Annotated in this window: 2 protein-coding genes; one reads left to right on the forward strand and one right to left on the reverse strand. The window is 43.5% G+C overall.

From position 1 onward, the window contains the following. Window positions 1-102: 102 nt before the first annotated feature. Window positions 103-978 (reverse strand): 1,4-dihydroxy-2-naphthoate polyprenyltransferase, encoded by an 876-nt coding sequence (locus B147_RS0109815; RefSeq protein ID WP_020587034.1) that lies wholly within the window; start codon window positions 976-978, stop codon window positions 103-105. 247 nt (window positions 979-1,225) lie between these two features. Here B147_RS0109815 and B147_RS28050 point away from each other — a divergent pair, with 247 nt between their 5' ends. Next, window positions 1,226-1,477, forward strand: coding sequence for a cupin domain-containing protein (locus tag B147_RS28050; protein WP_020587035.1), 252 nt, complete (start codon window positions 1,226-1,228; stop codon window positions 1,475-1,477). Window positions 1,478-1,510 lie beyond the last annotated feature (33 nt).

The raw sequence follows: 1,510 nt of genomic DNA on the forward strand, positions 1-1,510 counted from the left end.
AGTGTCTATTATAATTTTGCGACAAAATAATTTTAGATGTCGCTCCGCCCCCCTGATATCATTGATAATAAATTTTGATGCGTCAGCGCTGAATACAAGCTGTTATCCAATCACGATCCCCATGCTAAAAAGCGCACTGAACATCAGCGCAAGCTTTGCCGTGGCTGCAAGTGCCTGATTAAGAATTTCTCCATCCTGTTCAAAAATGATTTTAAATAGAGAGTAGGATTTCCAGAAAACGGCCAGGGGCAATAAAATGGCCCAGGACCAGCGCCCCGAGGCAAACATCAGACAGGGAATTAAAAAAGAGAAAAAGATCAGGCACACAAATTCAACCTTGGTACGCCAGGGGCCTAGGATCACGGCCAGGGTCCTCTTGCCCGCGTTGGCATCTGTTACGATATCCCGCAGATTGTTGACCACGATAATTGATGTGACCGAAAGGCCCACAGGAACAGACGCAATGAATACCGCCGGAGTCACGCATCCGGCCATGAGATAATAGGTGCCGAGCACAGCCACAGGCCCAAAAAAAATAAACACAAACACCTCACCAAGGCCGTTGGACGCAATGGGAAAAGGACCGGCACTGTAACAGATAATCCCGAGAAGAGAAGCGATTACAATATACAGGATCACAACGCCGCCCTTAATAATTAAAAAGGCGCCTAAACCCGAGGCCACCAGCATGGTCAGTATGAATGCATTTCGAACGGTTTCAGGGGGGATCAGGCCACTTTGGGTCATACGCTTGGGACCTTTCCTGTCCGGGGTGTCAATGTGGTGCAGAAAATCAAAATAATCATTGGCCAGATTTACGGATACCTGGATCAATAAAGCCCCTGCCAGGGCCGCTGCAAACATCAGTGCTGAAAACTTGTGATCAGAGATAGCGCAGGCTGCACCGACAAAAACCGGGCAAGCTGCTGCCGGAAGGGTTTTGGGACGGATGGCCAGCCACCAGTGGTGTAGATTCATAATATATTCCACCTATTTTTTTTGTAATCATTTAAATAATAGCAAAGCAAATACGCTTGTTATGGCGGGTTTGTCAAGCCAGGGACAGAAATGTTCAGTTTACCCCGATCTTGAATACAATTTTCAAAACTTGTGGGACAAATTTGATTATTGATTTTTTCATTTATAGGGTACACATAACAATGAACCAATCTTTCAGCTATGCTTAAAAGTAAAAATTTTTAAAAATTCAATAGTGGAGTTTTTAATGGCTAACCTGTATGAAGATATTCCTGATAAATTGCCTTATGAACACTTTAAGGATTTGATAAAAAAGGAAAACATTCGGATCGAACGTATTGTTTCCCTGGGCCATAGCTCACCTGAATTCGGGTGGTATGATCAAGATGAGAATGAGTGGGTAATTGTATTAGAAGGTTCCGGTTCAATTTTGTTTGAGACAGCGCTGACGCATCAAAATTTATTATCAATGATATCAGGGGGGCGGAGCGACATCTAAAATTATTTTGTCGCAAAATTATAATAGACACTC

This window comes from Desulfobacter curvatus DSM 3379, from assembly GCF_000373985.1.
In the GTDB taxonomy this organism is placed as follows: Bacteria; Desulfobacterota; Desulfobacteria; order Desulfobacterales; family Desulfobacteraceae; genus Desulfobacter; species Desulfobacter curvatus.

Coding starts and splice junctions, on each gene's coding strand:
- B147_RS0109815 (WP_020587034.1), bottom strand. CDS start 978: ATGAATCTACACCACTGGTGGCTGGCCATCCGTCCCAAAACCCTTCCG.
- B147_RS28050 (WP_020587035.1), top strand. CDS start 1,226: ATGGCTAACCTGTATGAAGATATTCCTGATAAATTGCCTTATGAACAC.